At 63.5% G+C, this 26,298-nt stretch carries 28 protein-coding genes and 1 tRNA gene; 27 read left to right on the forward strand and 2 right to left on the reverse strand.

Going from position 1 to position 26,298, the window contains the following annotated elements; translation table 11 throughout:
* The first annotated feature begins 280 nt into the window (after positions 1-280).
* The 3 genes from aceA to AC3A6F_RS07635 all read left to right on the forward strand — a co-directional run bounded on the left by aceA (position 281) and on the right by AC3A6F_RS07635 (position 4,392).
* Complete coding sequence (gene aceA, locus AC3A6F_RS07625) at positions 281-1,579, forward strand: isocitrate lyase (protein WP_487679444.1); 1,299 nt, start codon at positions 281-283, stop codon at positions 1,577-1,579.
* A 123-nt stretch (positions 1,580-1,702) separates the two neighbouring features.
* A complete protein-coding gene (locus AC3A6F_RS07630) occupies positions 1,703-2,983 on the forward strand; it encodes a 23S rRNA (adenine(2030)-N(6))-methyltransferase RlmJ (protein WP_487679446.1) in 1,281 nt (426 codons plus the stop codon).
* Positions 2,984-3,114: 131 nt separating this feature from the next.
* Entirely contained in the window at positions 3,115-4,392 is a 1,278-nt protein-coding gene (locus AC3A6F_RS07635; protein ID WP_487679448.1) for an EAL and HDOD domain-containing protein, read from the forward strand.
* A 48-nt stretch (positions 4,393-4,440) separates the two neighbouring features.
* Here the strand turns inward: AC3A6F_RS07635 and AC3A6F_RS07640 are convergent, their stop codons facing one another.
* Together AC3A6F_RS07640 and AC3A6F_RS07645 are read right to left on the reverse strand one after the other, a co-directional pair.
* Complete coding sequence (locus AC3A6F_RS07640) at positions 4,441-5,190, reverse strand: SAM-dependent methyltransferase (RefSeq protein WP_487679450.1); 750 nt, start codon at positions 5,188-5,190, stop codon at positions 4,441-4,443.
* Positions 5,191-5,218: 28 nt separating this feature from the next.
* The gene (locus AC3A6F_RS07645) at positions 5,219-5,824 is read right to left on the reverse strand and encodes a Maf-like protein (protein ID WP_487679452.1); all 606 of its coding nucleotides are present in this window, start codon (positions 5,822-5,824) and stop codon (positions 5,219-5,221) included.
* 101 nt (positions 5,825-5,925) lie between these two features.
* Between AC3A6F_RS07645 and AC3A6F_RS07650 the strand changes: the two genes are divergently transcribed.
* The 24 genes from AC3A6F_RS07650 (at position 5,926) to AC3A6F_RS07765 (ending at position 26,296) form a co-directional block, all read left to right on the forward strand.
* A complete protein-coding gene (locus tag AC3A6F_RS07650) occupies positions 5,926-6,423 on the forward strand; it encodes a YceD family protein (protein ID WP_487679454.1) in 498 nt (165 codons plus the stop codon).
* 246 nt (positions 6,424-6,669) lie between these two features.
* Positions 6,670-6,852 (forward strand): 50S ribosomal protein L32, encoded by a 183-nt coding sequence (gene rpmF, locus AC3A6F_RS07655; protein WP_005666806.1) that lies wholly within the window; start codon positions 6,670-6,672, stop codon positions 6,850-6,852.
* 222 nt (positions 6,853-7,074) lie between these two features.
* Positions 7,075-8,151, forward strand: coding sequence for a phosphate acyltransferase PlsX (gene plsX, locus AC3A6F_RS07660; protein ID WP_487679457.1), 1,077 nt, complete (start codon positions 7,075-7,077; stop codon positions 8,149-8,151).
* A 20-nt stretch (positions 8,152-8,171) separates the two neighbouring features.
* The gene (locus AC3A6F_RS07665) at positions 8,172-9,158 is read left to right on the forward strand and encodes a beta-ketoacyl-ACP synthase III (RefSeq protein WP_487679459.1); all 987 of its coding nucleotides are present in this window, start codon (positions 8,172-8,174) and stop codon (positions 9,156-9,158) included.
* A 46-nt stretch (positions 9,159-9,204) separates the two neighbouring features.
* Positions 9,205-10,140, forward strand: coding sequence for an ACP S-malonyltransferase (gene fabD, locus AC3A6F_RS07670; protein ID WP_487679461.1), 936 nt, complete (start codon positions 9,205-9,207; stop codon positions 10,138-10,140).
* 16 nt (positions 10,141-10,156) lie between these two features.
* A complete protein-coding gene (gene fabG, locus AC3A6F_RS07675; protein ID WP_487679463.1) occupies positions 10,157-10,894 on the forward strand; it encodes a 3-oxoacyl-ACP reductase FabG in 738 nt (245 codons plus the stop codon).
* A 193-nt stretch (positions 10,895-11,087) separates the two neighbouring features.
* On the forward strand, positions 11,088-11,327 hold the full coding sequence (acpP, locus tag AC3A6F_RS07680) for an acyl carrier protein (RefSeq protein WP_005666812.1): 240 nt from the start codon (positions 11,088-11,090) through the stop codon (positions 11,325-11,327).
* 31 nt (positions 11,328-11,358) lie between these two features.
* Positions 11,359-12,606, forward strand: a complete 1,248-nt coding sequence (gene fabF, locus AC3A6F_RS07685; RefSeq protein ID WP_320475098.1) for a beta-ketoacyl-ACP synthase II — start codon at positions 11,359-11,361, stop codon at positions 12,604-12,606.
* A 79-nt stretch (positions 12,607-12,685) separates the two neighbouring features.
* Positions 12,686-13,285 carry a protein YgfX gene (locus AC3A6F_RS07690; RefSeq protein WP_487679466.1) on the forward strand — a complete coding sequence of 200 codons (600 nt, stop codon included), beginning with the start codon at positions 12,686-12,688 and terminating at the stop codon, positions 13,283-13,285.
* Between the two features lie 71 nt (positions 13,286-13,356).
* A complete protein-coding gene (gene rpoE, locus AC3A6F_RS07695; protein ID WP_040776532.1) occupies positions 13,357-13,959 on the forward strand; it encodes an RNA polymerase sigma factor RpoE in 603 nt (200 codons plus the stop codon).
* A gap of 60 nt (positions 13,960-14,019) precedes the next feature.
* A complete protein-coding gene (locus AC3A6F_RS07700; RefSeq protein ID WP_487679469.1) occupies positions 14,020-14,319 on the forward strand; it encodes a sigma-E factor negative regulatory protein in 300 nt (99 codons plus the stop codon).
* A gap of 142 nt (positions 14,320-14,461) precedes the next feature.
* Complete coding sequence (locus tag AC3A6F_RS07705; RefSeq protein WP_487679471.1) at positions 14,462-15,919, forward strand: DegQ family serine endoprotease; 1,458 nt, start codon at positions 14,462-14,464, stop codon at positions 15,917-15,919.
* Between the two features lie 14 nt (positions 15,920-15,933).
* Complete coding sequence (locus AC3A6F_RS07710) at positions 15,934-16,203, forward strand: glutaredoxin family protein (protein WP_487679473.1); 270 nt, start codon at positions 15,934-15,936, stop codon at positions 16,201-16,203.
* Positions 16,204-16,429: 226 nt separating this feature from the next.
* A complete protein-coding gene (gene lepA, locus AC3A6F_RS07715) occupies positions 16,430-18,223 on the forward strand; it encodes a translation elongation factor 4 (protein WP_320475093.1) in 1,794 nt (597 codons plus the stop codon).
* Positions 18,223-19,152, forward strand: coding sequence for a signal peptidase I (gene lepB / locus AC3A6F_RS07720; protein WP_487679475.1), 930 nt, complete (start codon positions 18,223-18,225; stop codon positions 19,150-19,152). Before lepA ends, lepB begins: the two co-directional genes overlap by 1 nt.
* Positions 19,153-19,164: 12 nt before the next feature.
* Entirely contained in the window at positions 19,165-19,563 is a 399-nt protein-coding gene (locus AC3A6F_RS07725) for a DUF4845 domain-containing protein (RefSeq protein ID WP_487679477.1), read from the forward strand.
* Positions 19,564-19,667: 104 nt separating this feature from the next.
* The gene (gene rnc, locus AC3A6F_RS07730; protein WP_487679479.1) at positions 19,668-20,414 is read left to right on the forward strand and encodes a ribonuclease III; all 747 of its coding nucleotides are present in this window, start codon (positions 19,668-19,670) and stop codon (positions 20,412-20,414) included.
* The gene (gene era / locus AC3A6F_RS07735) at positions 20,411-21,307 is read left to right on the forward strand and encodes a GTPase Era (RefSeq protein WP_487679480.1); all 897 of its coding nucleotides are present in this window, start codon (positions 20,411-20,413) and stop codon (positions 21,305-21,307) included. Before rnc ends, era begins: the two co-directional genes overlap by 4 nt.
* 24 nt (positions 21,308-21,331) lie before the next feature.
* Positions 21,332-22,126, forward strand: a complete 795-nt coding sequence (recO, locus tag AC3A6F_RS07740) for a DNA repair protein RecO (protein WP_487679482.1) — start codon at positions 21,332-21,334, stop codon at positions 22,124-22,126.
* Between the two features lie 10 nt (positions 22,127-22,136).
* Positions 22,137-22,916: a pyridoxine 5'-phosphate synthase gene (gene pdxJ / locus AC3A6F_RS07745; RefSeq protein ID WP_487679484.1), complete on the forward strand. Its 780-nt coding sequence runs from the start codon at positions 22,137-22,139 to the stop codon at positions 22,914-22,916.
* 1 nt (position 22,917) lies between these two features.
* Positions 22,918-23,337, forward strand: coding sequence for a holo-ACP synthase (gene acpS, locus AC3A6F_RS07750; RefSeq protein ID WP_123067615.1), 420 nt, complete (start codon positions 22,918-22,920; stop codon positions 23,335-23,337).
* A gap of 104 nt (positions 23,338-23,441) precedes the next feature.
* Complete coding sequence (gene uvrC, locus AC3A6F_RS07755; RefSeq protein WP_487679663.1) at positions 23,442-25,316, forward strand: excinuclease ABC subunit UvrC; 1,875 nt, start codon at positions 23,442-23,444, stop codon at positions 25,314-25,316.
* A gap of 240 nt (positions 25,317-25,556) precedes the next feature.
* Positions 25,557-26,135: a CDP-diacylglycerol--glycerol-3-phosphate 3-phosphatidyltransferase gene (gene pgsA / locus AC3A6F_RS07760; RefSeq protein WP_487679486.1), complete on the forward strand. Its 579-nt coding sequence runs from the start codon at positions 25,557-25,559 to the stop codon at positions 26,133-26,135.
* Positions 26,136-26,223: 88 nt separating this feature from the next.
* Positions 26,224-26,296: transfer RNA gene (locus tag AC3A6F_RS07765), tRNA-Gly, on the forward strand.
* The last annotated feature ends 2 nt before the right edge of the window (positions 26,297-26,298 follow it).

The raw sequence follows: 26,298 nt of genomic DNA on the forward strand, positions 1-26,298 counted from the left end.
GGTCTTTCTTGATGGGAATTAAGGCGCGATTTTTCAGGATGCGAAATGATCGTCCTGCCATATGGAATGCGCAGCAAAGCCAGACCTGAACTTGTTCTCATTGTAAGAAATTTCATTTCGCATACCGGAATGGGGATTTCAAGCCATTGAAAACAAAAGACAAAATTATAGTAATCTGTCTTATATAAGAGTGATTGTGCTGCGCACTAAGCGGGCTATGATGGATTCAACGGATTCGCACTACCTACCAATCGTTGTCAATCATCTTCAGGAGAGCATCATGACTAGCCGTGAACAGCAAATCGCCGAATTGCAGCAGGAATGGGACAGCAATCCGCGCTGGAAAGGCGTGGTCCGCAACTACACCGCGGCCGACGTCGTGCGCCTGCGCGGCTCGGTCCCGATCGAGCACACCCTGGCCAAGCGCGGCGCCGACAAGCTGTGGCAGCTGGTGCACGACGAGCCCTACGTCAACGCCCTCGGCGCCCTGACCGGCAACCAGGCCATGCAGCAGGTGAAGGCCGGCCTGAAGGCGATCTACCTGTCGGGCTGGCAGGTGGCGGGCGACGCCAATGTGGCTGGCGAGATGTATCCCGACCAGTCGCTGTACCCGGCCAACTCGGTGCCGCTGGTCGTGCGCCGCATCAACAATACCTTCCAGCGCGCCGATCAGATTCAATGGTCTGAAGGCAAGGACGACATCGATTACTTCGCGCCAATCGTGGCCGATGCCGAAGCCGGCTTCGGCGGCGTGCTCAATGCCTACGAGCTCATGAAGTCGATGATCGAGGCAGGCGCCGCCGGCGTGCACTTTGAAGATCAACTGGCCTCGGTCAAGAAATGCGGCCATATGGGCGGCAAGGTGCTGGTGCCCACCCGCGAGGCGGTCGAGAAACTCAATGCCGCGCGCCTGGCGGCCGACGTGATGGGCACGGGCACCCTGGTCATCGCCCGCACCGATGCCGAGGCGGCCGACCTGCTCACCTCCGACGTGGACGCCAACGATAAGGAATTCTGCACCGGCGAGCGCACGGTGGAGGGCTTCTTCCGCGTCAAGCCGGGCATCGAGCAGGCGATCTCGCGCGGCCTGGCCTATGCGCCGTATGCCGACCTGGTGTGGTGCGAGACCGGCAAGCCCGACCTCGAGTTCGCGCGCCGCTTCGCCGACGCCATCCACGCGAAATTCCCGGGCAAGATGCTGGCCTATAACTGCTCGCCCTCGTTCAACTGGAAAAAGAACCTGGACGACGCCACCATCGCCAAATTCCAGCAGGAGCTGGGCGCCATGGGCTATAAATTCCAGTTCATCACGCTGGCCGGCTTCCATTCGCTCAACTACGGCATGTTCAATCTCGCCCACGGCTATGCCCGCAGCGGCATGTCGGCCTTCGTCGAGCTGCAGGAGGCCGAGTTCGCGGCTGCCGAGAAGGGCTTCACCGCCGTCAAGCACCAGCGCGAAGTGGGCACCGGCTACTTCGACGCCGTGACCCAGGCCATCCAGCAGGGCCAGAGTTCGACCACCGCATTGCATGGCTCGACGGAGGACGAACAGTTCTTCGAAGCGAAAAAGGTAGCGTGATCGTAGGGTCGGCGGAGGCGCCGACCCTACTGGAATTCCCAGCCGCAGCCGGTTGTAGTGGATAATGGCGCCTAATTCTGCCGCCAACTTTCTCGCGGCAACCTCTTTTAGGAATTCCAGCTTATGTTGAGCTACCGCCACGCCTTCCACGCGGGTAACCACGCCGATGTCCTCAAGCATTTTGTACAGGTGCAGCTGCACCTGTACATGAACCAAAAGGATGCCGCCTATACCTATATCGACACCCACTCGGGCGCCGGCGTGTATGCGCTCGACAGTTTCCAGGCGACCAAGACCGCCGAGTTCGATACCGGCATCGGCCCGCTATGGAACTGCACCGACGTCCCGGCCCCGCTGAAGGAATACCTCGACCTCATCAAGGGCATGAATCCGAGCGGCAAGATGCGCTACTACCCGGGTTCGCCCTACGTGGCCGAGCAGATGTCGCGCGAGCAGGATCGCCTGCGCCTGTTCGAGTTGCACCCGGCCGATTGCAAGATCCTGGCCGATAACTTCCGCAAGCTCGACGCGCACAAGGCCGAGCAGGGCGAGCGCTCGCGCGGCCGCCGCGTGATGATCGAGCATGGCGACGGCTTCCACAGCATGAAGGCGCTGCTGCCGCCGCCGTCGCGCCGCGCGCTGGTGCTGATCGACCCGCCCTACGAGATCAAGGACGACTACAAGCGCGTGCGCGACGCGCTCGACGAAGCGCTGGCCAAATTCCCGAGCGGCATCTTCGCGATCTGGTATCCGGTGCTGCAGCGCATGGAGTCGCGCCAGTTCGCCGACCGCCTCAAGCGCCTGCCGGCCAAGGAATGGCTCAACGTCACGCTCACCACCAATACACCGACCCCGGACGGCACCGGCCTGCACAGCAGCGGCATGTTCATCCTGAACCCGCCGTACACGCTCGAGCCGATCCTGCGCGAAGTCATGCCCTATCTGGTGCGCGTGCTGGGCAAGGACGCCGGCGCCCGCTTCACGATCGAGACGGGCACGCAAGTGACCGGCGCCGCCGCCGGCCGTATGGTGGGCGATACGCCACGGGCGCCGGTGGGCAATGCACGCCGCGCCAGCCCGCTGTCGGGCAAGGGCAGCCTGCGCCTGCCGGGCCAGAGCATGCCGCGCGCCGACGAAGCGCCGCCCGCTCCAGCTAAACCGGCGCGCGCCGGTGGTCCACGCACTGCCGCGCCACGCGATGGTGCACCCCGTGATGGAGCGCCGCGCAGTACTGCCGCGCCACGCGGCAATGCGTCGCGCACCCGCTCCGATGCGGCTGCGGGCCCGCGCGAGGGCGCACCGCGCACCGCGCGCAACAGCGCGGCCCGGCCGGCAGCGCCGAGCGCACCGCGTAATGGACGCACCCGTCAAGGCGGTGGCGGTGGCAGTGGCGGCCTGGGGTGATCCGGCACCGCTCGATTCGATGTCGAAATGCTAAGATTAGCATTTTTGTAGTATAGTCGGCGTAGGTGGGTGGCGCGTGCCGTCCACCGGGCGCGGCGCGCTGCCGTGACTGTTTCCAGGAGTATTTTTCGATGCACGCCGATGCAACGGCAGCGGTCTCCGTGCCGTCCGATGATTTCTTTCTTGCGCGTCAGCCCATCCTCGGGCGCGACCAGCATCTGGTGGCGTTCGAGCTGCTGTTCCGTGCTGCCGGCGAGGACGACGACGCCAAGCTGACCGACGGCGCCGCGGCCACCGCCGCCGTCATCTCGCATGCATCCCAGCTCGGCATGGAGCAGGTGGTGGGCGAGCAGCTTGCCTTCGTCAATGTCGACGAGGTGGTGTTGATGAGCGACTTCGTGCGCTTCCTGCCTCCGCACAAGGTAATCCTGGAAATCCTCGAGACCGTCGAGCCGACGCCGGAACTGCTGGCGCGGGTGGCCGAGCTCAAGGAACTGGGATTCAAGTTCGCGGTCGACGACGTGGTCGAGCACTCGAGCGAGCTCGATAAGCTGGTGCAACTGGTCGACATCATCAAGGTCGACGTCAAGGGCGTGGCCCCGAACGAGCTGGCGCAACTGGTCGAATCGCTGCGCGGCACAGGCAAGACCCTGCTGGCCGAGAAGGTCGAGACCATCGACGAGTTCAAGCTGTGCATGGAACTCGGCTTCGAATATTTCCAGGGCTATTATTTCGCCCGCCCCGTCATCCTGAGCGGACGCAAGATCACGCCGTCCGAGATCACCATCCTGCGCCTGCTGGAACTGGTCAACTCGAACGCCGACAGCCAGGCGATCGAAACCGCCGTCAAGCGCGACGCCCTGATCAGCCTGAACCTGCTGCGCCTGGTGAACAGCCGCGCTGTGCCGGGTCCGCGCATCGAATCGCTGTCGCAGGCCCTGGTCCAGCTCGGCCGGCGCCAGCTGGGGCGCTGGCTGCAGATCCTGCTCTACACGGCGGCTGGCGCCCGGGTCGAGCTCAAGTCGCCGCTGCTGCAGCTGGCCACGACCCGCGGCAAACTGCTCGAATTGATGACCCTGCGCGTGCGGCCAGGCGACACCGCCAGCGCCGACCGCGCCTTCACGGTCGGCATCATGTCGCTGGCCGAAGCCCTGTTTTCGGTGCCGATGGCCGACATCCTGGCCCACGTCGACATCGCGCACGACGTGCGCGAAGCGCTGCTCGAGCGCGAAGGCGATTTCGGCACCATGCTGCGCATCGCCGAATTGCTCGAGGCGGCCGAGGGCGGCCGCAAACTGGCGAGTGCGCTCAAGAAGATCGGCCTGACGGTGGCCGAGGTGCGCGAGATCGAGCTGGCCGCTTTCGATTGGGTGCGCGAGCTGACCAACGACGTCCCGCAGCCACTGTAGTAGCCACCGCGGCAGCCACTGCATACTGGCGCAAAGGTTCTGCCGGGCTTACTGACCAAGCAACAGGAACACGGTTGGCTTCTTGTGGAAGTCCGGCCCTTTATTGGCCGCCAGCGCCGCCTTCCACTGTGCCGCCGTCAAGGTGCGCACCGATTCGGTCGGCAGCGACAGGTCGGTCGCTACGCAGATCAGGGTGCCTGGCTGGCAAGCGCTCGCCAGCGCCTCGAGCATGGCGCCGTTGCGATAAGGTGTCTCGATCAGCAACTGGGTCTGGCGCTCGTTGCGCGAACGCTTTTCCAGGTCCTGGATGCGCTTGGTGCGCTGCGCCGCATCGGTCGGCAGGTAGCCGTTGAAGGCGAAGCTCTGGCCGTTCAGGCCGCTCGCCATCACGGCCAGCAGCAGCGACGACGGTCCGACCAGCGGACGCACCGCGATGCCGTGCTGGTGGGCCAGGCGCACCAGGTCGGCGCCAGGGTCGGCCACGGCCGGCACGCCGGCTTCCGACACCAGGCCCGCGTCGCGGCCCGCCAGCAGCGGCGCCAGCAGTTGCGCCAGCGCCGCCGGCGGCGTGTTCACGTTCAGTTCCGCGATCTCGATTTCCTGCAGCGGCTTGGCCAGCGGGTGATCGATCGCAATCAGTTTCAGGAAGGCGCGCGCGGTCTTGGCGTTTTCCGCCACGAAGTAGTCGAGCTTGCTCGTGAGTGCCTGCACCTGGGTTGGCAGCAGGGCATTCAGGGCGCCAGAGGTGGCGTCGGTCGGGCCGAGGGTATTCGGGATCAGGTACAGGGTGCCGGGCATGGTGCGAATTCTATCAGTCGGGTGCCGCTCAGTTGCTGAAGAACTGGACGCCGGCCTTGCGCAGCATCCCGGTGAGGGCGATCAGCGGCAGGCCGGTGAGGGCGGTGGGGTCGTTCGATTGGATGCGTTCGAGCAGGGCGATGCCCAGCCCTTCGTTCTTGGCGCTGCCGGCGCAGTCATACGGTTGCTCGATGCGCAGGTAGGCGTCGAGTTCATGGTCGGGCAGGTCGCGGAAAGCGACGCGCACCTGCACATTCTCCACCTGCGCGGCCTGGTCCGGGTCGGCAACGCGCCCGTCCCACAGGCATAGGGCGGTATGAAACACGACTTCGCGACCGCGCATCAGTTGCAGCTGGGCCAGGGCGCGCGCATGGTCACCCGGCTTGCCGATCTGCAGCCCGTCCAGGGTGGCGACCTGGTCGGAGCCAATCACCAGCGCGCCGGGGTGAAGCCGCGCAACGGCCTGCGCCTTCGCGCGCGCCAGGCGCAGGGCGGTGGCTTGCGGCGTTTCGCCATCCAGCGCTGTCTCGTCGATGTCGGGCGCGACGGCCTCGAAGGGCAGGCCCAGGCGTTGCAACAGCTCGCGGCGATAGGCGGAACTCGAGGCGAGAATGAGCGAAGGCAAAGGTTTCATGGCGCAGTTTGATGAGAATACGACGCGGGAATGCGACGGTTTTTTTGACGCTGCCGCGAAAAGCCTGCTATTATCGCAGGTTTTCCGGGGTAACTTTCTAAATGAGCGCTTTTGTCATCGACGCCTTCGAGTTTTGCAAGAGCGACGGCCATCGTGAAGGCGCTACGCCCCTGATCGAGATGACCCGTCTGGCCGCCGAAAGCGTGGAAAAGAGCGGCGACATCAACTGGTCGATCCAGGGCGGCAAGACCCGCCACGGCTATCCGTCGCTGACCCTTGCGGTCGCCGGTCACGTCAAGCTGGTCTGCCAGCGTTGCCTGCAGCCTCTGGACTACGAGATCGATTCGTCGACCATGCTGGTGCTGGGTGAGAACGACGAGGATGCCGATGGAATCGAGGAAATCCTCGACGACGAAAGCATCGACGTGATCGTCGGCAGCCGCAGCTGCGACATCCGCCAGTTGCTCGAGGATGAGGCCCTGCTGGCCTTGCCGCAGTCGCCACGGCATGATGTTTGTCCGGATACGGGCTTGCTCGATGGCCTGAAAACCGATAAAGTGTCGCCTTTCGCCGCCCTCAAGAACCTGAAGACGGACTAAGAAGAAATAGCAGGAAAAATCAGCAGCACAGGATTCGCAGTACGGTGGCGGCAGCGTAGAAACAATGTCGTCCAAATTCTGCAAAAAAACGTGTCAAACGCGTGCAATCGAGTATGGCATTCGCGGTAGTTGTAGCAGCGTTCAACATGTCGGCAGTCCTTGGGGCTTGCCGCCGAGATACTCGACTTGCATCCTTTTTGCATATCGATTGTGTTAAAATTTTAGAACTTTGTACTAGGAGTTATCATGGCTGTTCAGCAGAATAAGAAATCCCCATCGAAGCGCGGCATGCACCGTTCGCACGACTTCCTGACCGCCCCTAATCTGGCAGTCGAGCCGACCACTGGTGAAACCCACCTGCGTCACCACATCTCGCCAAACGGTTTCTACCGTGGTCGCAAGGTCCTGAAGACCAAGAACGACGAGTAATCGACGTTCTGGCTTTTAGTATCATGAAAGCGGCGCAACGTATGTTATCTGCGTGGCGCCGCTTTTTCTTTGGCATCTGCTCAGTAACCGGCTGCATCCTGGGAGTTCGTCCCGACGCTCCTGGCACCGTCATGTTGAACAGCCTGGATCCCGTGCGCATGTGCGCCACGCCCCGATCCCCTCTGGCCGCCCGTCCTGTGTGAGCCGCGGCATCTCCAACAAATGACAATTAAAATATCCATTGACTGCATGGGCGGCGATCACGGCCCCTCAGTTACCATTCCGGCAGCCATCTCCTTCCTCAAAAAGCAAGCTGACGCCGAGCTCGTGCTCGTGGGCGTCGAGGATGTGCTGCGCGCAGAACTCAAGAAGCATCACGCGGACAATAACCCGCGCCTGACCGTCAAGCACGCCTCCGAAGTCGTCGAGATGGACGATCCGGTCGAAGTGGCCCTGCGCCGCAAGAAGGATTCGTCGATGCGCGTGGCGATCGAGCTGGTGAAGGACGGCAGCGCCCACGCCTGCGTCTCGGCCGGCAATACCGGCGCCCTGATGGCCGTGTCGCGCTACGTGCTCAAGACCATGGCCGGCGTCGATCGCCCGGCGATCTGCTCGATCATCCCGAACCAGAAGGGCGCCCCGACCTATATCCTCGACCTGGGCGCCAACGTCGACTGCGAGCCCGATCACCTGCACCAGTTCGCCATCATGGGGTCGGTGCTGTGTTCGGCGATCGAGGGCATTCCGCGCCCGACCATCGGCCTGCTCAACGTCGGCACCGAAGACATCAAGGGCAACGAGGTGGTGAAAGCCACCGGCGTGCTGCTGCGCGCCGATGCCGAACGTGGCAAACTGAACTTCTTTGGCAATGTCGAAGGCAATGACATCTTCAAGGGCACGGTCGACGTCGTCGTCTGCGACGGTTTCGTCGGCAATGTCACCCTGAAAACGATCGAAGGCATGTCGCGCTTCGTCAAGAGCGTGTTCAAGGAAAGCATCCTGTCGATGCTGGGTGCGCTGCTGGCGCGCAAGTCGCTCAAGAAGCTCAATCCGGAACGCTACAATGGCGCCGGCTTGCTGGGTCTGAAAGGCCTGGTCTTCAAGAGCCACGGCGGCGCCAATGCCTATGCCTTCGAGTGGGCGATCAAGCGCGCCTACGATGCCGCGCACAATAATGTGCAAGAGCACCTGTCGGCCCTGATCGCCGAACTGATGCCCAGCTCCCCGGTAACGGCTCCGGCCAGCGTGCAGGCTGCCGCTGCGGCGCCCGTGCAGGACGGCCAGCGCCAGGCACAATAACCCAGCAGGATGGTGAAGCAATGACCATGTATAGCAAAATCACCGGCACCGGCAGCTATCTGCCAGCCAACCGCGTCAGCAACGAACAGCTGGCGGCCCAGCTTGCGGAGAAGGGCGTCGAGACCTCGCACGAGTGGATCGTCACCCGCAGCGGCATCGAGGCGCGTCACTATGCCGCGGCCGACGAACTGTCGTCCGACCTGGCCGCGCACGCCGCCCGCAAGGCGCTGGAGATGGCCGGCAAGACCCCGGCCGACGTCGACCTGGTGATCGTCGCCAGTTCCACCCCCGATTTCCACGGCAGCTTCCCGAGCACGGCTTGCATCGTCCAGCAAAAGCTGGGCATGGCCAACGGCAGCGCCGCCTTCGACGTGGCCGCCGTCTGCAGCGGCTTCGTGTACGCGGTCTCGACCGCCGACGCCTTCATCCGCGCCGGCAACCACAAGCGGGTGCTCGTGATCGGCTCCGAGGTGTTCTCGCGCATCGTCGACTTCAACGACCGCACCACGTGCGTGCTGTTCGGCGACGGCGCCGGCGCCGTGCTGCTCGAAGCCTCGAACGAGCCGGGCATCCTGGGCGCCAAGTTGCACGCCGACGGCAGCCATGCCGACATCCTGTCGATCCCGGGCAACCTGGCCAATGGCGCGGTCGCCGGCAGCGGCTTCCTGCACATGGACGGTCCGGCGGTGTTCAAGCTGGCGGTGTCGGTGCTGGAAAAAGTCGCGCATGAGGTGCTCGATCACGCCGGCGTGTCCGCAACCGAAGTCGACTGGCTGGTGCCGCACCAGGCCAATATCCGCATCATGAACGGCACCGCCAAGAAACTCGGCCTGCCGCTCGAGAAGATGGTCGTCACCGTCAACGAACACGGCAATACCTCGGCCGCCTCGATCCCACTGGCGCTCGACCAGGCGGTGCGCGACGGCCGCATCAAGCCGGGCCAGAACGTGCTGATGGAAGGCGTGGGCGGCGGCTTTACCTGGGGCGCGGTGCTGGCGCGCATGTAAGCGCCGGGATTAGCCTCCAAGAACAACAAAACTACGGAAAACAACGATGAGCAAATTCGCATTCCTGTTCACCGGACAAGGCGCCCAGGCAGTGGGCATGCTGAACGGTTACGCCGGCAACCCGGTCGTCGACCAGACGGTGCAAGAAGCGTCCGACGCCCTGGGCTTCGACCTCAAGCGTCTGATCGCCGAAGGTCCGAAGGAAGACCTGGACCTGACCACCAATACCCAGCCGGTCATGCTGACCGCCGCGGTCGCCGTCTACCGCGCCTGGATCGCGGCCGGCGGCCCGGTGCCGAATGTGGTCGCAGGCCATAGCCTGGGAGAATATTCGGCCCTGGTGGCGGCTGGCGTGATCCCGTTCGCCGACGCCGTGCCGCTGGTGCGCTTCCGCGCGCAATCGATGCAGGACGCGGTGCCGGTCGGGCAGGGCGGCATGGCCGTCATCCTCGGCCTGTCGGCCGACGACGTGCGCGCAGTCTGCGTCGAAGCGGCGCAGGGCGAGGTGGTCGAAGCCGTCAACTTCAACGAGCCGACCCAGATCGTGATTGCCGGTCATACGGCTGCCGTCGAGCGCGCCTGCGAGATCGCCAAGGCCAAGGGCGCCAAGCGCGCCATGAAGCTGGCGGTGTCGGCGCCATTCCACTCGTCCCTCCTGAAACCGGCATCCGACCGCCTGCGTACTTATATGTCGGAGCTGAAGTTTGCCGCTCCGCGAATTGACGTCATCAACAACGTCGACGTCGCCGTGCTGAGCGATCCTGAGCAGATCAAGGACGCGCTGGTGCGCCAGGCCGCCGGTCCGGTGCGCTGGGTCGAGACCATGCAGAAGATGGCAGCTGACGGTGTGACCCAGGTCATCGAATGCGCACCAAGCAAGACCCTGATCGGCATGGCCAAGCGCATCGACGCGAACCTCGTCGGCGAAGCGCTGGTCGACCAGGCTGCGCTGGAGCGCGTGCTGGCGTCGATCTCCGAATAAAAGATAAAGGAAACCTATGAATCTGCAGAACCAAGTCGCGCTCGTCACCGGCGCATCGCGCGGCATCGGCAAGGCCATCGCGCTGGAACTGGCGCGCCAGGGCGCGAAGGTCGTCGGCACCGCCACCAGCGAATCGGGCGCCCAGGCGATCTCCGACTACCTGGGTGAATTCGGCGGCAAGGGCGTGGTCCTGAACGTGCTCGACGCGGCGCGCTGCGCACAGGTCGTGGACGAAGTGCAGAAGGGCTACGGCAGCCTGGCTATCCTGGTCAATAATGCCGGCATCACCCAGGACAACCTGGCCATGCGCATGAAAGATGACGAGTTCGACAGCGTGATCGCCACCAATCTCACCGCCGTCGGCCGCCTGTCGCGCCTGGTGTTGCGCGGCATGATGAAGGCCAAGGCCGGCCGCATCATCAGCATCACCTCGGTGGTCGGCGCGGCCGGCAACCCGGGCCAGATGAACTACGCCGCCGCCAAGGCCGGTGTGGCCGGCATGACCCGCGCGCTGGCGCGCGAGATCGGCAGCCGCAACATCACTGTCAACTGCGTGGCCCCGGGCTTCATCGACACCGATATGACCAAGGCCTTGGGCGAAGGCCAGCATGAGGCCCTGCTGACCCAGATTCCGCTGGGCCGCCTGGGTCAGCCGGAAGACATCGCCCATGCGGTGGCCTTCCTTGCCGGTCCGCAGGCCGCCTACATCACGGGCACCGAGTTGCACGTGAATGGCGGCATGTATATGAATTAATCAGTAAAGTAATAAATTGATAAAGACGGCGTCCCAGTCGGCCCCGGCGAGCCGGGCCCGATTGGGACGCAATCTCGACTTTTAGCAGGACTTTCCGGCGAATTAGCCGCAGTCGCCGAAAATAGTTTTTCGGGTCGCAAACCTGATAAAATGCGCGCACTTTCCGCAACACATACCTTAATGGAGCTACAACATGTCGGATATCGAACAACGCGTTAAAAAAATCGTCGCTGAACAACTGGGCGTTGCAGAAGCAGACATCAAAATCGATTCCTCGTTCGTTGACGACCTCGGCGCTGACTCGCTGGACACCGTTGAACTGGTGATGGCACTGGAAGACGAGTTCGAAATGGAAATCCCTGACGAGCAGGCTGAGAAAATCACCACCGTCAAGCAAGCCATCGACTACGCAACCGCGCACGTCAAGGCCTAAGTAGTCGCTTTACAGTTTTTGGGAGAATCGCTTGAGTCGTTCACGCAACCGCCGTGTCGTCGTCACCGGCCTGGGCTGCATCTCACCGATCGGTAACACCGTTGCCGAGACCTGGGATGCGGCACTGGCCGGCAAGTCGGGCATTGCCAGCATCACCAAGTTTGATGCAGCGCCATTCACGACCCACTTCGCTGGTGAGGTCAAGAACTTCAACGTCGAAGACTACCTGCCGGGCAAGGAAGGCCGCCACATGGATACGTTTATCCATTTCGGCATGGCAGCCGGCATCCAGGCCCTGCAGGATTCGGGCCTGGAAGTCACCGAAGAGAACGCGGACCGCATCGGCGTGGTGATCGGTTCGGGCATCGGCGGCCTGCCGATGATCGAAGCGACCAAGGAAGAATACGCGAACCGCGGCGCACGCCGCATCTCGCCGTTCTTCGTGCCGGCATCGATCATCAATATGATTTCGGGCGATCTCTCGATCAAGTTCGGCCTGCGCGGCCCGAACCTGGCCATCGTCACCGCCTGCACCACCGGCCTGCACAGCATCGGCGCGGCAGCGCGCCTGATCGAGTACGGCGATGCCGACGTGATGATCGCGGGCGGCGCCGAATCGACCGTGTCGCCGCTGGGCCTGGGCGGTTTCGCCTCGGCACGCGCGCTGTCGACCCGCAACGACGATCCGGCGACCGCTTCGCGTCCATGGGACCGCGACCGCGACGGCTTCGTGCTGGGCGAGGGCGCCGGTGTCATGGTGCTCGAAGAATACGAACACGCCGTTGCGCGTGGCGCCAAGATCTATGCTGAAGTCATTGGCTTCGGCATGAGCGCGGATGCCTACCACATCACCTCGCCGGTCGAGGATGGTGCTGGTGCGGCGCGTTGCATGGTCAATGCGTTCAACAACGCCGGCATCAACGTCGATCAGGTGCAGTACGTGAATGCGCACGGCACCTCGACCCCGCTGGGCGACAAGGCTGAAGTGCAGGGCATCAAGCGCGTGTTCGGCGACCATGCCAAGAACCTGGTCGTGAACTCGACCAAGTCGATGACCGGTCACCTGCTCGGTGGCGCCGGCGGGCTGGAATCGGTGTTTACCGTGCTGGCGATCCACAACCAGGTGTCGCCACCGACGATCAACATCTTCAACCAGGATCCCGAGTGCGACCTGGACTTCTGCGCCAACACGGCGCGCGAGATGCAGATCGACTACGCGGTGAAGAACTCCTTCGGTTTCGGCGGCACCAACGGTACGCTGATCTTCGCCAAAGTCTGAACCACTTCGCCCCATCCCGGTCTAACGGGATGGGCGCTTCCAACAGCCCGGCCTGCCGCCCGTTCGTGGCGGCCGGCCGGTGCTGGCGGTAGAGGATCCTCCTCCGCCCGCCATCCTGTCCCTCATCCTTTGTTCCATGTCGCTTGCGGTGTCCGCCGTCATCGCGCCGTCGCGTCGCCTGCGCTGCCTGGTTGCCGTCTTCTGCGCGTGCCTGTGCGCGGCCGCCCTGGCCGTGGGCCTGCTGCTGCCTGAACGCTTCGCATTCGGCGGTGCTGTCGCATGCGCGCCGCTGCTGGCTGCGCTGTCGCTGGCCCGCTGCCTCACACATTCCACGGCGATTTTGCACTCGATTGCAACGGTGCGCCGAATTGATATTTCTGGAGTTGGGCAGCTACGCCTGACGGTACAACAGGAGTTGGGGGAAGGCGGGCCGGCGGCCGGGATCCCGGGGCCGGGCCCAGCCATGACGCTGCTTCCCGGCGCCACGGTCTGGCCGTGCTGCATCTTGCTGCGCCTGCGCGCCGAGGACGGCGCGACCTGGCCACTGGTGCTGCTGCCAGACGCCGTCGGCGCCGGCCAGTACCGCGCGCTGGCGGTGGCCGTGCGTGCCTTGGCCAATGGGGTTGCAACAATATCGATACAAAACAGTGTGAACTTATTGCAGGGGGCCAACTCTTAAGGATGTACCGATTTACGCTGCACGAGTAAATCGGTGCTCCTCGCGAGAGGGTCGCCAATGGGGCATGGTCCGTGACGACAGAACGCGAGTGTGATCAGTTGCTGGTAGAGCGCGTCCAGGCGGGGGACCAGGGGGCTTTCGATTTGCTTGTCTCCAAGTACCAACGTCGCCTGATGCGCCTGGTGTCGCGTCTCGTCCACGATCCGGCCGAAGCCGAAGACGTGGTGCAAGAGACCTTCATCAAAGCATACCGGGCCCTGCGCCATTTTCGCGGGGATTCGGCTTTTTATACGTGGCTTTATCGAATAGGAATCAACACTGCCAAGAATTTTCTAGTCACCCAGGGAAGGCGCGCACCGACCTCGACCGAGACGGATGCCGAACGCGCCGAAGGATTCGATGATGCAGACAGCTTGCGCGACATTAATACACCGGAATCCATGCTCGCCAGTAAGCAGATTGCCCACACAGTCAACGCGGCCATGGAAGCATTGCCGCTCGAGCTGCGCACGGCGATCGTCTTGCGCGAAATCGAAGGGCTCAGTTATGAGGAAATCTCTGAAGTGATGGCCTGTCCAATAGGTACGGTGCGTAGCCGGATTTTCCGCGCGCGCGAAGTCATAGCCGAGAAATTACGCCCTTTACTCGATTTCCCGGTTGACAAACGTCGGTAGGTAGCGGGATCGTACGAACACAGCAAATATTGAACACTACCGACGTCGATGGAACCACCGATGGACACCAATAGAAAATTACGCGAGCAGATTTCTGCCCTGAAAGACGGCGCCTTGCCCGAAGCCGATCTGGAACTGGCATTGGCCGCGCTGCAGGATACCGACGGCCGCCAGGCCTGGGATCTGTATCACCTGATCGGCGACGCGCTGCGCGACACGGCCGCGCCGGTGCTGTCACCCGAATTCCGCGCGCGCCTGGCCGAACGCCTCGCCAGCGAGCCGCCGCCGCTGCGCCGTGCGGCCGTCGCGCCCGAGGCCACCGGCCTGGCGGCGGTGCTCGCCAAGACCGCATCTTCCTGACTTCCCGGTCTGCCATCCTTATCCCAGGCTTAAATTTCATCTCTCCTCCGTCGGACGTAGGCGATACGCGGCTGGCATGGCGCGACAAAGCGCATAATTTGGCTTACCATTCAGTCAATCTTAGCCATTCGATAGCGAATCCATGACCAGTAAAACTGCCAGCCTGCTCCTGTCGGCGCTGCTCGTGTCCGGCGCCACGGCATACATCCAACCCGTCCACGCCGCTGCCCCCGTCCCCACCCCGACCGTCTCCGGTTTGCCTGACTTCACCGACGTCATCGAAAAAGTGGGGCCGGCCGTCGTCAATATCCGCACCACCGAGCGCGTGCGCACCCGCGGCGGCGCGCCGGGCGAGGAAGAAATGCAGGAATTCCTGCGCCGCTTCTTCGGCGGCCAGATGGCGCCGCGCGGCGGCGGCCGGCGTGGCCCGCAGCCGCAGGAAGAAGAACGCGAAGTGCAGCGCGGCGTGGGCTCCGGCTTCATCATCTCGGCCGACGGCTTCGTGCTGACCAATGCCCACGTGGTCGAGGGCGCCGACGAAGTCACGGTCACCCTCTCCGACCGCCGGGAGTTCAAGGCCAAGGTGCTGGGCGCCGACCGCCGCTCCGACGTCGCGGTCCTGAAGCTGGGCGCGACCAATTTACCTTACCTGCGCACCGGCGACTCCAGCAAGATCCGGGTCGGCGAGTGGGTGCTCGCCATCGGTTCGCCGTTCGGCCTCGAGAATACCGTCACCGCCGGCATCATCTCGGCCAAGTCGCGCGATACCGGCGAATACCTGCCCTTGATCCAGAGCGACGTGGCGGTCAATCCCGGCAATTCGGGCGGCCCCCTGATCAATCTGCGCGGCGAAGTCATCGGCATCAATTCGCAGATCGCGACGCTGTCGGGCGCCTATAACGGCATCTCGTTCGCGGTGCCGATCGACGAGGTTCTCCGCGTCTCGGACCAGCTCAAGGCCACCGGCAAGGTCACCCGCGGCCGCCTGGGCGTGCAGATCAGCGAAGTCACGCGCGACGTGGCCGAATCGCTGGGCCTGGGCAAGGCGCGCGGCGCCGAAGTCTCGATGGTCGAACCGGGCGGCCCGGCCGAGAAGGCGGGCATCAAGGTCGGCGACATCATCCTGGCCTTCAACAAGCAGCCGATCGAGTCGACCACCGACCTGCCGCGCCTGGTGGGCGCCTCCAAGGTCGGCAGCCGCGCCAGCGTCACCGTCTGGCGCCGCGGCGCCCAGGTCGAGGTGCCGGTCACCATCGTCGAGCTGCAAGAGGAGCGTCCGGCCCAGGGGCGCCAGCAACCCAAGAAACCGGCGCCGGCCATTGCCCCGGACGCGCTGGGCCTGCAACTGTCGAACATTCCGGCCGCCGAGCGCAAGGAGCTGGGCATCGACCACGGCCTGCTGGTCGAGGAGGCGCAGGGCCCGGCCGCCAGCGCCGGCATCCAGCCCGGCGATATGATCCTGCAGTGGAACAACACGCCGATCACCAGCGTCGAGCAGTTCAAGGCCTTGCTGGCCAAGCACGACAAGTCGAAGGCGGTGGCCCTGCTGGTGCAGCGCGAGGACACCTCGCAGTACATCACGCTCAAGCCGCGCCAGTGACGCAGCAGGGGAGTATGCCGACGCGGTTCGGGCCAAGGTTCGTCCTGTATTCGCGCAGCTGGTGCCACCTGTGCGAGGACATGCTGGCGGCGCTGCGCGCGCTCGAGCCGCCCGGGCAGCCGTTCGACGTCGCCGTACTGGACGTCGACGCCGACCCGGCGCTGGTGGCGCGGTTCGACGAGCTGGTGCCGGTGCTATATGGCGACCCGGCCCAGCCCGAGCTATGTCATTACTTCCTGGACGAGGCGGCGGTGCGGGCCTACCTGGCCCGGCATGCGTCCTGAGCCACCCTCTGGAAACCGGCCTTTCTGGCTCGAAATCCGGTAAAATGCCGGGTCGGAGCGGTGATGTATGACCTTCCAAGAATTCCAAGGCGCTCGCCTGGGGACCGGCACGGCCCCCGACGCAGCGCTTTTTCGTATTGCGCGGCCCGTTCGTCCTGCAACGCAGTGCGCCATATTTCGTCGTAGTCGCCGCCTTTAGCGGCCTTTCTGGTTTTGAGCTTTGTTAATGAACAACATACGTAACTTCTCCATCATCGCCCACATCGACCATGGCAAATCGACCCTGGCAGACCGCATCATCCAGCTGTGCGGCGGCCTGTCGGACCGCGAAATGGACGCGCAAGTGCTCGATTCGATGGACCTGGAGCGCGAGCGCGGCATCACCATCAAGGCCCAGACCGCGGCGCTGTCGTACAAGGCGCGCGACGGCCAGGTGTATAACCTGAACCTGATCGACACCCCGGGCCACGTCGACTTCTCGTACGAAGTGAGCCGCTCGCTGTCGGCCTGCGAAGGCGCGCTGCTGGTGGTCGACGCCTCGCAGGGCGTGGAAGCGCAGACGGTCGCCAACTGCTACACCGCGCTCGACCTGGGCGTGGAAGTGGTGCCGATCCTGAACAAGATCGACTTGCCGCACGCCGACCCGGACAACGCCAAGAAAGAGATCGAGGACGTGATCGGCATCGACGCGTCCGATGCCACCGTGTGCTCGGCCAAGACCGGCCTGGGCGTGGAAGACGTGCTGGAAACCCTGATCGCCAAGGTGCCGCCGCCGAAGGGCGACCCGGACGCGCCGCTGCAGGCCTTGATCGTCGACTCCTGGTACGACCCGTATGTCGGCGTCGTGATGCTGGTGCGCGTGGTCAACGGCACCCTGCGTCCGAAAGAAAAAATCCTCCTGATGGCCACCGAGTCGGTGAACCTGGTGGAAAACATCGGCGTATTCACCCCGCGTTCGGTGTCGCTGCCACAGCTGACCGCCGGCCAGGTGGGCTTCATCATCGCCGGCATCAAGGAACTGACCGCCGCCCGCGTGGGCGACACCGTGACCCTGGCCAGCCGTCCGGCGCCAGCACCGCTGCCAGGCTTCAAGGAAGTCCAGCCGCAGGTGTTCGCCGGCCTGTTCCCGGTCGAGGCGAACCAGTACGATGCGCTGCGCGACTCGCTGGAAAAGCTGAAGCTGAACGACGCCGCCCTGATGTACGAGCCTGAAGTGTCGCAGGCGCTGGGCTTTGGCTTCCGCTGCGGTTTCCTGGGCCTGCTGCACATGGAGATCGTGCAAGAGCGCCTGGAGCGTGAATTCGACATGGACCTGATCACGACGGCGCCGACCGTGGTGTACGAGGTCGAGATGCGCGATGGCAGCATGATCCGCGTCGACAATCCATCCAAGATGCCCGAACCGTCGAAGATCAACGAAGTGCGTGAGCCGATCGTCGACGTCAACCTGTACATGCCGCAAGAGTACGTCGGTGCGGTGATGACCCTGTGTAACGGCAAGCGCGGCATCCAGATGGACATGGCCTACCACGGCCGCCAGGTGAAACTGCACTACGAGATCCCGATGGCCGAGATCGTGCTGGACTTCTTCGATCGCCTCAAGTCGACCTCGCGCGGCTATGCCTCGATGGACTACGAGTTCAAGGAAAATCGCGCGGCCGACGTGGTCAAGGTCGACATGCTGATCAACAGCGAAAAAGTCGACGCCCTGGCCATCATCGTCCACCGCGCCAACGCGCCTTACCGCGGCCGCCAGGTGGCGGCCAAGATGCGCGAACTGATCCCGCGCCAGATGTTCGACGTGGCGATCCAGGCCGCCATCGGCGCCACCATCATCTCGCGTGAAAACGTGAAGGCGCTGCGCAAGAACGTCCTGGCCAAGTGCTATGGCGGCGACATCTCGCGTAAGAAAAAGCTGCTGGAGAAGCAAAAGGCCGGCAAGAAGCGCATGAAGCAGGTCGGCTCGGTGGAGATTCCACAGGAAGCCTTCCTGGCCATTCTCCAGGTGGAAGATAAATAATGAACCTGCAACCCATCCTGGGCAATTTTGCCCTGATCCTGTTCGTCTTGATGGTGATCACGGGCATCATCTGGTGCCTGGACACATTCTATTTGGCGAAACAACGGCGCCGCGCCGCCGATGCCGCCCTGCGCGAGTACGATACGCGCAACGCCAAGCTGGTCGCGGATGGGATCAAGGTCGACCATAACGGCAATCGCGCGGCGATCGAGCAGGCCCACCTGCGCCAGCCGACCTGGATCGAATATTCGGGCAGTTTCTTCCCGGTGATCGCGCTGGTGTTTATCTTGCGCTCTTTCTTGTGGGAACCGTTCAAGATCCCGTCGTCGTCGATGGTGCCGACCCTGCTGGTGGGCGACTTCATCCTGGTGAACAAGTACACCTATGGCATCCGCCTGCCGATCGTGAATAAAAAAATCATCCAGATCAATAATCCCCAACGCGGCGACGTGATGGTGTTCAAGTACCCAAAGGACATGAACCAGGATTACATCAAGCGCGTCGTCGGCGTGCCGGGTGATAAAATCACCTACGAAGACAAGCGCCTGACGGTCAACGGCAAGCCGGTCGAGTACACGGCACTGGACGACTACCTGGACGACCAGCATCCGATCTACCACAAGCAGTTCGTCGAGAAACTGCCGAGCCCGGGAGGCTTTACCCAGCACCGCATCCTGAACACGGCCGACAAGCGTAATATCGACCTGGGCAGCGTGGAAAACTTCCCGCTGCGCGAAAATTGCGAATACACCTACGACAAGTTCACCTGCGTGGTGCCGGAAGGGCAGTATTTCATGATGGGCGATAATCGCGACAATAGCGCGGACAGCCGTTACTGGGGTTTCGTGCCTGATCGCAATATCGTCGGCAAGGCCTTCGTGGTCTGGATGAACTTCAGCAATCCGAAACGTGTCGGCGGTATCCAATAACAAGGGGCGCGCATGGATCGCAGGAAGCTGTTGAACAAGCAAGCCGGTATCTCGCTGTCCGGCCTGATCGGGGCGCTGGCCGTCATCGGCGTGGCCGGCATCTTTGCCATGCGCATGGTTCCGGCCTATATCGAGTACAACGCGATCAAGTCCGGGATCGCCCAGGTCAAGAGCACCGGCGGCAGCATCCGCGAGATGCAGCAAGCCTTCAACCGCCATACCAGCGTCAACGACGTCGAGGCCGTACGCGGCCAGGATCTGGTCTTCAGCCGCGACGGCGACGAGATGCAGATCAGCTTTGCCTACGAAAAGCGGCTGCCGCTAATGGGTAACGTCAGCCTGCTGATCGACTTCGCCGGCACCACCGACCCGAGCGGCGTGGTGGCCGAGGCCGACAGCGCCGCCCGTTAAGCCTTTATAGAAACACCGTGGCCCGCCCGGCCACGCACATGACATCAACAATGAATCTTCAGTTATTGCAAACGCGCTTGGGGTATACGTTCCGGGAAGTCGGGTTGCTGCAGCAAGCCCTGACCCACCGTAGCCATAGCAGTCTGCATAACGAGCGCCTGGAATTCCTGGGCGATTCGGTCCTCAACTGCGTCGTCGCTTCGGTGCTGTACGAACGTTTCAGCCAGCTCGACGAGGGCGACCTGTCGCGCCTGCGCGCTAACCTCGTCAAGCAGCAGGCGCTGTTCGAGATCGCCCAGAAGCTCGACCTGTCGCAATTTTTGCGCCTGGGCGAGGGCGAACTCAAGTCCGGCGGTTTCCGCCGCCCCTCGATCTTGGCCGACACCCTGGAAGCGCTGCTCGGCGCGATCTTCCTCGACGGCGGCTTCGACAGCGCGCGCGACACGATCCGCGCCTTTTATATCCCGCTGCTGCAGACGGTCGATCCGGCCACGCTCGGCAAGGACGCCAAGACGCTGCTGCAGGAATTCCTGCAGGCCAAGCGCATCGCGCTGCCGACCTATAATGTGGTGGCCACCCACGGCGCCGCCCACAGCCAGGAATTCGAGGTCGAATGCCTGGTGCCAAAGCTGAGCGTGCAGGTGTTCGGCCGCGGCGGCAGCCGCCGTGCGGCCGAGCAGGCCGCCGCCAGCCTGGCGCTCGAAGCGGCTCAGAAGGCGCTGACCAAGACCCCGGGCGTGCGCAAGCCACGGCAGCGCTCGCCCCAGCTGAAGCTGGCAGGCATCGGTACCAATCAGGGCGAAACCACATCGGACGCCCAAGCAGCACAACCAGGAACAGAAAAAGCATGAACGCCACTCCCGACAATTTCCGTTGCGGCTATATCGCCATCGTCGGCCGCCCGAACGTCGGCAAGTCGACCCTGATGAACGTCCTGATCGGCGCCAAGGTGTCGATCACGTCGCGCAAGGCCCAGACCACGCGCCACCGCATCACCGGCATCCAGACCCGCGACGACGCGCAATACATCTACGTCGACACCCCGGGCTTCCAGACCCGCCACGCCAATGCGCTGAACAAGACGCTCAACAAGACCGTCTCGAACACGCTGACGTCGTCGGACGCGATCCTGTTCCTGGTCGAAGCGGGCACCTTCGGCCCGGCCGACCAGCAGGTGCTCGACATGCTGCCAAAGAATGTCCCGGTGATCCTGGTCATCAATAAATCGGACCGCGTGAAGGACAAGGCGGTCCTGATGCCGTTTGCGCAAAAAATCTCGGCCCTGTTCAACTTCGCCGCCATCGTGCCGGTCTCGGCCAAGCTGCGCTTCCAGGTCGACGCGCTGGAAGCCGAGATCAAGCGCCATCTGCCGGAAAATCCACCCGTCTTCGGACCGGACGACATCACCGACCGCAGCGAGAAATTCCTGGCGGCCGAGATCGTGCGTGAAAAAGTGTTCCGCCTGCTGGGCGACGAACTGCCGTACACCAGCACCGTCGTGATCGAACAGTTCGAACAGGAAGGCAATCTGCGCCGCATCTTCGCCGCCATCCTGGTCGAGCGCAACACTCATAAATCGATGATCATCGGTGACAAGGGTGCGCGCCTGAAAGAGATTTCGACGCAATCGCGCCTCGACATGGAAAAGCTGTTCGGCGGGCCGATCTATCTGGAAATCTGGGTCAAGGTCAAATCTGGCTGGGCCGACAACGAAGCGGGCCTGCGCGCTTACGGTTACGAGTAAGGGCAGGGGACGCAAGCCGCGCGCATGTCCAGCCACGACCAATTCATCGACGACGCGCCGGAGCAGGGCGCGCCGGCCGCGGGCAAGCGTCCGCGCGCGCCAGCGCGTGACAGCCGCATCGTCGGCCAGCCCGGCTTCGTGCTGCACAGCTATCCCTACAAAGAAACCAGCCTCATCATCGACATGTTCACCCGCGACCATGGCCGGGTGGGGGTGGTGGCAAAGGGCGCCAAGCGCCCGTTCTCCAAGCTGCGCGGCGTGCTGCAGACCTTCCAGCCCTTGTCGGTATCGTGGAGCGGCAAGTCCGAGTTGCGCACGCTGATCGATGCCGAGTGGGTGGGCGGCATGCTGCCGCTGGAACGCACCGCGCTGCTGTGTGGCTTCTACCTGAACGAATTATTGGTAAAGCTGCTGGCGCGCGACGACCGCCATCCGGCCCTGTTCGACCACTACGTCTCGACCCTGAACCAGCTGGCCCACGGCGAACCGGCGCAAATCGTCTTGCGAAAATTCGAAAGAGCCTTACTTAGGGAAACAGGCGTCGCAGCCGATCTCGGCCGCTGCACGAGCAGCCGCGGCCCGGTCGCGCCGGACCGCGATTACGTGGTCGATCCGGAGCGCGGCGCGCGCGCGGCGGGCGCCGGCGAAGTCTGGCCCGTCGTATTGGGCAAGACCCTGCTGGACATGGAACGCGAGGACTATACTGATCCGGCGACCCAGGCGCAGAGCAAGCAATTGATGCGCTTCCTGCTGGCGCACCACCTGGGCGGACAGCCGCTCAATACCCGCCAGATTTTGATCGACTTGATGCAATTGTAAAAATAACACTATGAGCTTCCTGCAACCCGCCGGCCAGGTGATCGACCTGGGCGTGAACATCGACCACATCGCCACCGTGCGCAATGCGCGCGGTACCACGTATCCGGACCCGCTGCGCGCCGCGCTGCTGGCCGAGCAGGCGGGCGCCGACCTGATCACCCTGCACCTGCGCGAAGACCGCCGCCACATCAAGGATGCCGACGTGCTGGCCCTGCGTCCGCTGCTCTTGACGCGCATGAACCTGGAAGCGGCCGTGACCCGTGAGATGATCGACTTCGCCTGCCAGGTGAAGCCGCAGGACGTGTGCCTGGTGCCGGAGCGGCGCGAGGAAGTCACGACCGAGGGCGGCCTGGACGTGGTGCGCTACTACAACGAAGTCGAGGCGGCCGTGAAGCAGTTGAAGCAAGAGGGCATCCGCGTCTCGCTGTTCATCGATGCCGATGCGCGCCAGATCGAAGCGGCCGCCGCCGTCGGCGCCACCGTGATCGAGCTGCACACGGGCCGCTATGCCGAGGCCGAAGGCGGTGAAGTCGCGCACGAGCTCGAACGCATCAAGCTGGGCGTGCACGAAGGCGCCAAGCGCGGCCTGCGCGTGAATGCCGGCCATGGCCTGCACTACACGAACGTGCAGCCGATCGCGGCGATTCCCGACCTGCACGAGCTGAACATTGGCCACGCGATCGTGGCGCATGCGCTGTTCGCCGGCTGGGAAAACGCGGTGCGCGAGATGAAGGCGATCATGGTCGCGGCGCGCCTGGGCGTGTCTTACGCCCCGAAAGCCGGAGCCTGAGATGATCTACGGCATCGGCACCGACATCGTCCAGATCTCGCGTGTCGAGGCTGCCCTCGCGCGCAGCGGCCCGCGCTTCGCCGAGAAAATCCTCGGCCCGCAAGAGCTGGAAAAATACCATGCCCGCAGCGCCAAGAACGCGGTGCGCGGCCTGCGCTTTTTGGCTACCCGTTTTTCGGCCAAGGAAGCGTTCTCGAAAGCCATCGGCATGGGCATGCGCATGCCGATGACCTGGCGTTCCGCCCAGATGCTCAATGACCCGAGCGGCAAGCCGGTCATCGTCTGCAGCGGCGCCCTTGGCGACTTCATGCGCGAGCACCGGCTCAGCGCCCAGGTGACGATCAGCGACGAGGCCGACTACGGCGTCGCCTTCGTGATCGTGACCCAGGCGCCGTTGGCATCACCATCATTGGCAGAGTAATGTCCGAAGCAAAACCCGTAGCAGCTGGTAATCCATCCGTCGACGTCACCCCCGAACTGGCCGCGCGCCTCGGCCGCGAGCGCCTGTCCGACGCGCGCGAGGAAATGCGCGCCGAAGCCAACCGCGAACTGAGCCCGAAGGTGGAGGCCGACGTGCGCGCGCAGGTGCTGGCCGTCGTCAACCGCCTGCCGGGGCTGCCCGGCGTTTATCGCTACTTCGATGCGGCCGACAATGTGCTCTACGTCGGCAAGGCGCGCAACCTCAAGAACCGCGTCTCGAGCTACTTCCAGAAAAACCTGTCGAGCCCGCGCATCGCGATGATGGTGTCGCAGATCGCGCGCCTGGAAACGACGGTGGTTTCCAGCGAGGCCGAAGCGCTGATCCTGGAAAACAACCTGATCAAGACGCTCAAGCCGCGCTACAACATCCTGTTCCGCGACGACAAGTCTTACCCCTATATCAAGATCACAGGCGGCGAGGCGCCGCGCATGGCGTATTACCGTGGCGCGCTGGACAAGAAGAACCAGTATTTCGGTCCTTTCCCCAGCGCCTGGGCGGCCAAGGAATCGATCCAGCTGCTGCAGCGCGTGTTCAGGCTGCGCACCTGCGAGGACAGCGTCTATGCCAACCGCACGCGGCCGTGCCTGTTGCACCAGATCGGCCGCTGCAGCGCGCCCTGCGTGAAGCTGATCGCGCCGGAGGACTACAAGCTCGACGTCGAGAACGCGGCGCGTTTCCTGCGCGGACGCCAGAGCGAAGTGATGGCCGACCTCGAGCAGAAGATGCAGGATTACGCCATGGAGCTCAAGTTCGAGCAGGCGGCGTCGGTGCGCAACCAGATCCAGGCGCTGTCGAAAGTGCTGCACGCGCAAAGCATGGAGACGACGGGCGACGCCGACGTCGACGTCATCGCGGTGGTGGTGCAGGGCGGGCGCGCCTGCGTCAACCTGGCCATGGTGCGTGGCGGGCGCCACCTGGGCGACCGCGCCTACTTCCCGAGCCATGTGGGCGAATCGCTGGGGGAATGCCCGATCGAAGTCGAGGTGCTGTGCGCCTTCCTGGCCCAGCACTATGCCGGCCAGTTCATTCCGGGCACGCTGATCATGAACGTCGAGTTCGACCAGCCCGAGCTGATCATGGCCTTGCAGGAGCAGTGCGGCCACCGCATCAGCCTGGTGCTGCAGCCGGGCGGCCAGCGCCGCCAGTGGCTCGAGATGGCCTGCAAGGGCGGAGAAATTGCGCTGGCGCGCCTGCTGTCCGAGCAGGGTTCGCAGCAGGCGCGTACCCGCGCGTTGGCCGACACCTTGCAGCTCGACAGCGAAGACCTGGATGCCTTGCGCATCGAATGCTTCGACATCAGCCACACGGCGGGCGAGGCGACGCAGGCGTCGTGCGTGGTGTTCCACCACCACCAGATGCAGAACGGAGAATATCGCCGCTTCAACATCAACGGCATCACGCCGGGCGACGATTACGCCGCAATGCGCCAGGTGCTGACGCGTCGCTATGAAAAAGTGGCGGGCGGCGAGGGCGTGATGCCCGACATCGTGCTGGTCGACGGCGGCAAGGGACAAGTGGAGATGGCGCGCCAGGTATTTACGGAACTGGGCCTGGACATCTCGATGATCGTCGGCGTGGCCAAGGGAGAAGGGCGGCGCGTGGGCCTGGAGACCTTGATCTTCGCCGATGGCAGGCCGGCGCAGGAGCTGGGCAAGGAATCGGCGGCGCTGATGCTGGTGGCCCTGATCCGCGACGAGGCGCACCGTTTCGCCATCACCGGCATGCGCGCCAAGCGCGCCAAGGCACGCCAGGCCTCGCGCCTGGAAGAGATCGAGGGCATCGGCGCCAAGCGCCGCCAGCGGCTGCTGGCGCGCTTTGGTGGCCTGCGCGGGGTGGTCGACGCCAGTGTGGAGGACTTGATGACGGTCGAGGGAATTTCGAGTGCGTTGGCGGAAGAGATTTACAGGCAGTTGCATTGAATGTGGTCGCCCACCCTACGTTCAGTCGACGGTAGGGTGGATGGCTGGCCGTCCACGCGTTCAGCCAACACGCAACCAACCCGTTCCGCATCGATATTTCCATGCGGTCAACCCGAAGCAAGCGCCAACCGTTGAGCCGGCAAGCTCCGCGCAGTCGCATACAGATGAGTCAACTGGCCCAAACCAGCATACCCATGTAGACTAACGGCCAAGCATTTTTCCACGGTAATCAGCTCTCTCATGCCCTTCAATATACCGATTCTCCTGACCTGGTTACGCGTCGCGCTCATTCCCCTCGTTGTCGGATTGTTCTATCTTCCTACTGACTGGATGACGCTCCACGAGCGCAATCTGGCGGCCACCGCCGTCTTCATCGTCGCCGCCATCACCGACTGGTTCGACGGTTTCCTGGCCCGCCGCTGGAATGAAACCTCGGCCTTCGGCGCCTTCCTCGACCCGGTCGCGGACAAGCTGATGGTGGCCGGCGCGCTGCTGGTGCTGGTCCAGCTCGACCGGGTGGACGCGATCATCGCCGGCATCATCATCGGCCGCGAGATCACCATCTCGGCGCTGCGCGAATGGATGGCCCAGATCGGCGCCACGCGCTCGGTGGCGGTCAGCTCGCTGGGCAAGATCAAGACCGCGGCCCAGATGACGGCGATCCCGATGCTGCTGTTCCACGACCGCCTGTTCGGCATAGACATCCACTTCTGGGGCGAGTACCTGCTGTGGGTGGCGGGCGTGCTGACGGTGTGGTCGATGTTCTACTATTTGCGCCGCGCCTGGCCCCTGATCAAGGAGAAGGCGGGAGCGATTTAATTTGTTTCATGGGCATCCTTGACGTACAGAATAGAATCTCTATAATGCCTGCCTGTTGCGACAACAACGCAACAGAATGAAAGACGAAGCGGGAGTAGCTCAGTTGGTAGAGCGCAACCTTGCCAAGGTTGAGGTCGAGAGTTCGAGACTCTTCTCCCGCTCC

The sequence above is a fragment of the Massilia sp. Soil_C_3 genome, assembly GCF_057657035.1.